At 74.2% G+C, this 8,090-nt stretch carries 7 protein-coding genes, 3 tRNA genes and 1 pseudogene; 6 read left to right on the top strand and 5 right to left on the bottom strand.

The window, feature by feature from the left end; genetic code table 11:
• Positions 1-156: 156 nt before the first annotated feature.
• A complete protein-coding gene (gene cobA / locus VR44_RS14560; RefSeq protein WP_045947902.1) occupies positions 157-1,419 on the top strand; it encodes a uroporphyrinogen-III C-methyltransferase in 1,263 nt (420 codons plus the stop codon).
• 42 nt (positions 1,420-1,461) lie between these two features.
• Positions 1,462-2,277, top strand: a complete 816-nt coding sequence (locus VR44_RS14555; RefSeq protein ID WP_045947901.1) for a TrmH family RNA methyltransferase — start codon at positions 1,462-1,464, stop codon at positions 2,275-2,277.
• A gap of 76 nt (positions 2,278-2,353) precedes the next feature.
• Here VR44_RS14555 and VR44_RS14550 read toward each other — a convergent pair.
• Positions 2,354-3,594, bottom strand: a pseudogene (locus VR44_RS14550) (serine/threonine-protein kinase).
• A gap of 527 nt (positions 3,595-4,121) precedes the next feature.
• On the opposite strand from VR44_RS14550, the gene VR44_RS14545 reads away from it, so the two are divergent.
• On the top strand, positions 4,122-4,331 hold the full coding sequence (locus VR44_RS14545) for a hypothetical protein (RefSeq protein ID WP_384757425.1): 210 nt from the start codon (positions 4,122-4,124) through the stop codon (positions 4,329-4,331).
• 206 nt (positions 4,332-4,537) lie between these two features.
• Here VR44_RS14545 and VR44_RS14540 read toward each other — a convergent pair.
• From VR44_RS14540 to VR44_RS14525, 3 genes are all read right to left on the bottom strand, one after another.
• Positions 4,538-4,609: transfer RNA gene (locus VR44_RS14540), tRNA-Val, on the bottom strand.
• Positions 4,610-4,731: 122 nt separating this feature from the next.
• Positions 4,732-4,805 (bottom strand) — tRNA-Cys (locus VR44_RS14530).
• A gap of 38 nt (positions 4,806-4,843) precedes the next feature.
• Positions 4,844-4,916 (bottom strand) — tRNA-Gly (locus VR44_RS14525).
• A 193-nt stretch (positions 4,917-5,109) separates the two neighbouring features.
• On the opposite strand from VR44_RS14525, the gene VR44_RS14520 reads away from it, so the two are divergent.
• From VR44_RS14520 to VR44_RS14510, 3 genes are read left to right on the top strand one after another with little or no spacing between them, the layout of a single operon-like run.
• Positions 5,110-6,195, top strand: a complete 1,086-nt coding sequence (locus VR44_RS14520) for a chorismate-binding protein (RefSeq protein WP_045947899.1) — start codon at positions 5,110-5,112, stop codon at positions 6,193-6,195.
• Positions 6,192-7,013, top strand: coding sequence for an aminotransferase class IV (locus tag VR44_RS14515; RefSeq protein WP_045947898.1), 822 nt, complete (start codon positions 6,192-6,194; stop codon positions 7,011-7,013). The genes VR44_RS14520 and VR44_RS14515 overlap by 4 nt, the downstream gene beginning before the upstream one ends.
• A 50-nt stretch (positions 7,014-7,063) precedes the next feature.
• Positions 7,064-7,897, top strand: coding sequence for a GNAT family N-acetyltransferase (locus tag VR44_RS14510; protein WP_045947897.1), 834 nt, complete (start codon positions 7,064-7,066; stop codon positions 7,895-7,897).
• A 1-nt stretch (position 7,898) separates the two neighbouring features.
• Here the strand turns inward: VR44_RS14510 and VR44_RS14505 are convergent.
• Positions 7,899-8,090, bottom strand: a 192-nt coding sequence (locus tag VR44_RS14505) for a DsbA family protein (protein WP_045947896.1), incomplete at its 5' end; no start/stop codon positions are given.

Here is an 8,090-nt window from a genome sequence, read left to right as displayed (position 1 = left end):
CTCCCACCCCACCCCCCGAACTTCGCCCCCGCAGGTACGACCAGCGGCTATGGGTCGTATCGTGGTGCCGGACGGGCGCCCGCACGGTCCGTCAGCCGCTCCAGTGCAGCAGCGGCCCCGCCGAACACACCCGCCGCATCAGGAGCCGCAACCGCCATGGGAAACCCGGCACACCCCGCCTACCCCGTAGGACTGCGCCTGACCGGGCGCCGCGTCGTCGTCATCGGCGGCGGCCAGGTCGCCCAGCGCCGCCTGCCCGCCCTCATCGCCGCCGGCGCGGACGTCCTGCTGGTGTCGCCCTCCGCCACCCCCTCCGTGGACGCGATGGCCGAGACCGGGGAGATCCGCTGGGAGCGGCGCCGCTACCAGGACGGCGACCTCGACGGTGCCTGGTACGCCCTGATCGCCACCCGGGACCGGGAGGCCAACGACCGGGCCTCCGCCGAGGCCGAGGCCAAGCGGGTCTGGTGCGTACGGGCCGACGACGCCGAGGCGGCGACCGCCTGGACCCCGGCGACCGGCCGGGTCGAGGGCGTCACCGTGGCCGTGCTCAGCGGCAACGACCCCCGCCGCTCCGCCGCCGTCCGCGACGCGGTCGTCGAGGGGCTGCGCGACGGCTCCCTCACCGCCGCCCGCCCGCACACCCCCGGCGTCGCCCTCGTCGGCGGCGGCCCGGGCGACCCGGACCTGATCACCGTCCGCGGCCGGCGCCTGCTCGCCGAGGCCGACGTGGTGATCGCCGACCGGCTCGGCCCCCGCGACCTCCTCGACGAGCTGCCGCCGCACGTCGAGGTCATCGACGCCGCGAAGATCCCGTACGGCCGCTTCATGGCCCAGGAGGCCATCAACAACGCCCTCATCGAGCACGCCAAGGCCGGCAAGGCCGTGGTCCGGCTCAAGGGCGGCGACCCGTACGTCTTCGGCCGCGGCATGGAGGAGCTCCAGGCCCTCGCCGAGCACGGCATCCCCTGCACCGTCGTCCCCGGCATCTCCAGCTCCATCTCGGTCCCGAGCGCGGCCGGCATCCCCGTCACCCACCGCGGCGTGGCGCACGAGTTCACCGTCGTCAGCGGCCACGTCGGCCCCGACGACCCGCGCTCCCTCGTCGACTGGGCCGCGCTCGCCAAGCTCAACGGCACCCTCGTCGTCCTCATGGGCGTCGACAAGATCGGGCTGATCGCCGAGGCCCTGGTCAAGCACGGCCGCTCCGCCGACACCCCGGTCGCGGTCATCCAGGAGGGCACCACCGCCACCCAGCGCCGGGTGGACGCCACCCTGGCCACGGTCGGCGAGACCGTCCGCGCCGAGGAGGTCCGCCCGCCGGCGGTCATCGTCATCGGCGAGGTCGTCGCCGTGAACCCTCCCGGCGAGCTCCCCACGCTCCCCACGCTCCCCGAGCTCCCCGCCAACGGCGCCTGACGGCCCGTTGGCACCACACCCAGGACAAGGCAGTATCACCCTGTGGCTGATCTCATCACCATCGAAGACCCCGACGACCCGCGCCTGCGCGACTACACCGGCCTGACCGACGTGGAGCTGCGCCGCCGCCGCGAGCCCGCCGAGGGCCTCTTCATCGCCGAGGGCGAGAAGGTCATCCGGCGGGCCAAGGACGCCGGCTACGAGATGCGCTCGATGCTGCTGTCCGCCAAGTGGGTGGACGTCATGCGCGACGTCATCGACGAGATCCCGGCCCCGGTCTACGCCGTCAGCCCGGACCTCGCCGAGCGCGTCACCGGCTACCACGTGCACCGCGGTGCCCTGGCCTCGATGCAGCGCAAGCCGCTGCCCACGGCCCAGGAACTCCTCGCCTCGGCCAGCCGGGTGGCCGTCATGGAGGCGGTGAACGACCACACCAACATCGGGGCCATCTTCCGCAGCGCCGCCGCCCTCGGCATGGACGCGGTGCTGCTGTCGCCGGACTGCGCGGACCCGCTGTACCGGCGCTCGGTGAAGGTCTCCATGGGCGCGGTGTTCTCCGTCCCCTACGCCCGCCTGGAGGCCTGGCCCAAGAGCCTGGACACCGTCCGGGAGGCGGGCTTCAAGCTCCTCGCCCTCACCCCGCACGAGAAGGCCTCCCCGATCGACGTGGCGGCCCCGCACACCCTGGAGCGGGTGGCGCTGATGCTGGGTGCCGAGGGCGACGGACTGTCGACGCAGGCGCTGGTCGCCGCCGACGAGTGGGTACGGATCCCCATGGCGCACGGCGTGGACTCGCTCAACGTGGGCGCGGCCGCCGCGGTGGCCTTCTACGCGGTAGCGGGCGGCGCCCGCTCCTAGCGGACCCGAGCCCCCCCGCACACACAGAGGGCGCCCTGCCACACGGCAGGGCGCCCCTACGCGTTCCCGTCCCCGCTCACAGCTTCTGCGCGAGCGCGATCCCCAGCGCCACCAGCAGCGTCACGACCACGAACACGATCAGCCGCTGCCGCAGCAGCTTCGGGTCCGGCCGTGAGGGCCGCCGCCCGGTGCCGGTCGTACGGGGCCCGGTGCGCGGCCCCGTGCGGCCACCCGTACGACCCCCCGTGCGCCCCGCCGTCGACCCCGGGTGGCGGGAGCCCGACGGGCGCGGCCGAGCCCCGCTGTGCGGCCCCTGCGGCCGGGGGGCGGGGGTGGCGCCGGAGGGACGCTCGCCCCCGCGCTCGGCGGCACTGCGGCCGCCGCCCGTACGCCGCTCCGTGTCCTGCCCCGCGTACCCGGAGGCCCGCTCCGGCAGCCGGCCGCTGGGCCGCTCGACGCGGGCCCGCTGCGCCGGCGGGCGGCCGTCGCCCAGCCCCTGGGCCTCGCGGGCGGCGATCTCCTTGAGCCGCATCGACAGCTGGAGGGTGCTCGGCCGTTCCTCGGGGTCCTTGGCCAGGCAGGCCCGCACCAGCGGGGCCAGCGCGTCCGGAACGCCGACCAGGTGGGGCTCCTCGTGCACGACCCGGTACAGCATGACCTCGGAACTGCCGTGCCCGAAGGGCGAGTCGGCCATCGCGGCGTAGGCGAGGGTGGCGCCGAGTGAGAACACGTCCGTGGCCGGGGTGACGGCGGCGCCGCGCACCTGCTCGGGCGCGAGGAAGCCGGGGAGCCGACGGCCGTGCCGACATGGGTCAGGGTGCTGGCACCCGTGGCCCAGGCGATGCCGAAGTCGATGATCCGCGGCCCCTTGGGCGACAGCAGGATGTTCGAGGGCTTCAGGTCGCGGTGGACGACCCCGGCCTCGTGGACGGCGACCAGCCCCTCGGACAGCGCGGCGCCGACGGCGGCGATCTGCGCGGCCGTCAGGGGGCCTTCCTCGGCCACCTTGTCGTGCAGCGAGGGGCCGGGCACGTACTGGGTGGCGAACCAGGGGCGCTCGGCCTCCAGGTCGGCGGCCACCAGCCGGGCCGTGCAGCCGCCGCGGATCCGCCGGGCGGCGGACACCTCGCGGGCGAACCGGGAGCGGAACTCCTGGTCCTCGGCCAGATCGGGCCGGATCACCTTGAGGGCGACGCGCTGGCCGCGCCGGTCGGAGCCCAGGTAGACGACGCCCATGCCGCCCGCACCGAGCCGCCGGTGCAGTCTGAAGGAGCCGACGACACGCGGGTCCTCGCGCCGGAGCCGCATCATCGCCATGTCCACCCCGCTGACGGTCGCCTTGCTGACCTGGCACAGCTTACGGACCATCCGGCACCAGCGCTCAGAGGCCGCGCCCTCCGCGGGGGATTCGATCCTCAGTGCGGCGCAGGCCACTTGAGGGTGTGCCAGACCCGGCGGCCCCCTTTCGGGGGACTTCGTTCCGTGCCCTCAAGGGGCCCTCGAACCAAGGGGATTGGCCTCGTCGCGCCCCTTGTGCGAGGCCACGGCCGGGGGAAGGGGGCCGTGGCGTACGACCGGGGCCGTCAACACCCCGTACGAGGACACGCGTGCGCGGGGAGTGACGGAAGTGAGCGAAGTCACTACTGTCCGGTCATCCCCTCCGGGATGCCCCCCACCGCGGGGGAGCGATCTCCACCCAGGGGAGTAGGCAGGGGGCGGTTGCCTCATCCTCCTGGAGGCCCGGCAATGGGTACGAGGGCATGAGGCCACGAGCCGTCCGGCCGCCTAGTGTTGAAGACAAGCGGCGGGTGGCGCACTCGTCCCCCGAGGTCACGAGCCCGCCGCTGCCAGACGACAGGGAGAGGACCATGGCGGACATCGCACGGCAGGGACGCAAGCTGTTCGCGTTCAACGGCCATGAGTCCGGAACGCGGCACCCGCTGGTGGCCGCGGCCATGGTCCTCCCCCTGGCCGCCCTCCTGCTCTTCCTCTTCGGAGGTTTCGATCAGGTGGCGGCGCAGGCGTCGTCCGTGGGCGTGATGCTGGGGCGCTGAGCGGCGCCCCGGGTCCGGGAGAGCGGCCCGGGCCGGGACATCGGCCCGTCGGACCCCGTGGGGACGGGGGAACGGCGGACGGCAGTTGAAGGGTGTTGCCCGTGCGGCTGGGGAGCCGTACGGGCAACACCCTTTTTCGCGTTTCACGGCGTAACCCACACGGCAGAAGCCCCGGCCGTCGAAACGGCCGGGGCTTCCGGTTGCGGTGCGCGATACTGGGATTGAACCAGTGACCTCTTCCGTGTCAGGGAAGCGCTCTCCCGCTGAGCTAATCGCGCGGGCTACGGTAAGGAACCGCAGGTCAAACAGGGTGGTGCTGGTGCTGCGTGCGCGATACTGGGATTGAACCAGTGACCTCTTCCGTGTCAGGGAAGCGCTCTCCCGCTGAGCTAATCGTCCTTGGAGGTGGAGACGGGATTTGAACCCGTGTAGACGGCTTTGCAGGCCGTTGCCTCGCCTCTCGGCCACTCCACCTCGGAGTGTGCGGGGTCTCGGGAAGATCCCCCACTCAGAGCGGACGACGAGACTCGAACTCGCGACATCCACCTTGGCAAGGTGGTGCTCTACCAACTGAGCTACGTCCGCAGTGTCACCGTGTTCGCTCCGGGGTTTTTCCCCTTCGCTCCCTGGCGACGTGTTGAACTCTAGCGGATTCCCGGGCCAGCTCAAAAACGCGTTTCCGCAGCGTGCTGCCGACGTGCTGCCGACCCGATCACCAGAGGTCACCCGCCGGTCACCTCACCGGCGTCATCGCGCCACCGGTCATAGACTCGCAGCCGTGCACGACCTGCCCCCCCTGGCCCGCTTCGGCGGCCTCCTCGCGACCGACCTCCGAGACGTCACCAGCGACCCCTCCGCCCTCGACTCCACCGGGTTCTGGGTGGTGAGCGCCGACTTCGAAGGCCGGCTGACCTGCGCGCGCTTCGGGGACATACGCCCCGACCCCGTGCCCGCGCCCGTCCCGGGCGCCTGGCGCGGCCCCGCCGCCGGCCGCTGGACCTCCTCCCTGGACCGCTCCGCGTACGTCGCGGGCGTCCGCCGGATCCGCGAGTACATCGCGGCGGGGGAGGTCTACCAGGCCAACCTCTGCCGCGTGGTCTCCGCGCCGCTGCCCGATCCGGCCGCCGCCGACGTGGACGCCCTCACCGCCCTCCTCGCGCGCGGCAACCCCGCCCCCTACGCAGGAACGATTCGGCTCCGTGCCCACGGCGTGGAGATCGCCACCGCCTCCCCGGAGCTGTACCTGCGCCGGGCCGGCCGCCGCGTCGAGTCCGGACCGATCAAGGGCACCGGCCGTACCGCCGCCGACCTGCTGCCCAAGGACCACGCCGAGAACGTGATGATCGTGGACCTCGTCCGCAACGACCTGGGCCGCGTCTGCGCCACCGGATCGGTCACCGTGCCCGAGCTGTGCGCCCTGGAGGAGCACCCCGGCCTGGTCCACCTCGTCTCCACCGTCAGCGGCGAACTCGCCGAGGGCGCCGGCTGGCCCGAGCTGCTGGCCGCCACCTTCCCGCCGGGCTCGGTGACCGGCGCGCCCAAGTCCTCCGCCCTGCGGATCATCGAGGAGCTGGAGACCGCCCCGCGCGGCCCCTACTGCGGGGGCATCGGCTGGGTCGACGCCGACCGGGGCACCGCCGCCCTCGCCGTGGGCATCCGCACGTTCTGGATCGACCGGGAGGCCCCGGGCGGCCCCCGTCTGAGCTTCGGCACCGGCGCCGGGATCACCTGGGGCTCCGACCCCGAGCGGGAGTGGGCCGAGACCGAACTGAAGGCCGCCCGGCTGCTCGCGCTGGCCTCGGGCGGGCCCGTACCGGGCGCGGACGCGGCGGCGCACGACCTGAGTGGAGGAACCGTCCGGTGAGGATCTGGCTCGACGGGGCGCTGCGCGACGCCGACGACGCGAAGGTGTCCGTCCTCGACCCCGGGCCTGCCCTGGGCTACGGGGTCTTCGAGACCCTGAAGGCCGAGCACGGGACCCCCTTCGCCCTCACCCGGCACCTGGAGCGGCTCACCCGCTCCGCCCGAGGCGTCGGCCTGCCCGATCCCGACCTCGACGAGGTCCGCCGCGCCTGCGCCGCCGTCCTGGAGGCCAACCCGATGCCGCTCGGCCGGCTGCGGATCACCTACACCGGCGGCCTCTCCCCGCTCGGCTCCGACCGCGGCGGGACCGGGCCCACCCTGGTCGCCGCCGTCGGCGCGGCCACCCGCCGCCCCGACACCACGGCCGTGATCACCGTTCCCTGGGTGCGCAACGAGCGCTCCCCGCTGACCGGCCTGAAGAGCACCTCGTACGCCGAGAACGTGGTCGCCCTCGCGCGGGCGAACCGGGCGGGCGCCTCCGAGGCCCTCTTCGCCAACACCGTCGGACAGCTCTGCGAGGGCGCCGTCTCCAACGTCTTCGTCGTCCTCGACGGGGAGCTGCACACCCCGCCCGTGGCCTCGGGCTGCCTCGCCGGCATCACCCGCGCGCTGGCCCTCGAATGGACCGGGGCCCACGAGACCGACCTGCCCTTCGACGTGCTGGAGCGGTCCGAGGAGGTCTTCCTGACCTCCACGCTGCGCGACGTCCAGGCCGTCCACCGCGTCGACGGCCGCACCCTGGCCGCCGCCCCCGGCCCGGTCACCGCCAACGCCATGCGGGTCTTCGAGGAGCGTGCCGCGTCCGACATCGACCCGTGAGCCCCCGCGCACCGTGGTGACACCGGCGCGGGGCGGGTAGAACTCGACGGATGACCACCACCCTGCGGCCGAGCGGGCCGCTTCAGCAGAGCGAGGGCGGCGCGCGCTCGCGCCCGTACGAGGTCCGCGTCAACAGCAGGCGCGTCGGAACGCTCCTGATCGCCGCCGACACGCCCTTCGGGCCGACGGTGGGGGAGATCCGCGACCTGGCCATCGACGAGCCGGACCGCCGCCGGGGCCGTGCCACGGTCGCCGCGCTGGCCGCCGAGGAGGTGCTGCGCGGCTGGGGCTGCCGCCGGGTGCGGATCTCGGTCCCGGCGGGCTCCCCGGGCGGCCTGAGGCTCGCCGCGGCCCTCGGGTACGCCGAGACCAGCCGGAACATGGCCAAGGAGCTCCCGGAGCGCCCCCCGGCCCTCTCCGAGGGGGCGCGCGGCCGGCCGATGACGGAGGCCGAGTACGCGGTGTGGAACGTCCGGGCCCGTGAGGAGTACGCGGCGAGCTGGACGGCGCGGGGCATGCGGCCGGAGGCGGCGCGGGCCAAGTCGGAGGCCGACCACGACGCGCGGCTCCCCGAGGGCCTGGACACCCCCGGGGTCACGTTCGCCGTCCTGGAGTCGGCCGGGACCCCCGTCGGGCACGTGTGGCTCGCGGCGGCCGGGGAGGGCGGCGAGGGGGCGTACGTGTACGACGTGGCGGTCGCCGAGGAGCACCGGGGCCGCGGCCACGGCCGGGACCTGATGCTCCTCGCGGAGCGCACGGCGATCGCGCAGGGCCACCGCGTGCTGGCGCTGCACGTGTTCGCCGCCAACACCCCGGCCCTGCGGCTGTACGAGTCCCTCGGCTACCGGACCACCGACGTCAACTACGCCAAGGAACTCGGCTGACTCAGCCCTCGTCGCCCTCGGCCAGCAGCCGGTCGGCGATCTCCTCGATGCGGGCGCGCAGGCCCTCCTGGCTCTTACCGCCGTCGAGGCGCTCGCCGCCGATGACGTAGGTCGGGGTGCCGGTCACGCCGATGGCCTTGCCCTCGGCCTGGTCGGCGTCGACGAGGAGGATGTGCCGGCCGTCGATCAGGGC

This window comes from Streptomyces katrae, from assembly GCF_000966975.1.
In the GTDB taxonomy this organism is placed as follows: domain Bacteria; phylum Actinomycetota; class Actinomycetes; order Streptomycetales; family Streptomycetaceae; genus Streptomyces; species Streptomyces katrae.
The sequence above is the reverse complement of the archived record's forward strand: the minus strand, read 5'-3'. Positions and strand labels throughout refer to the sequence as shown.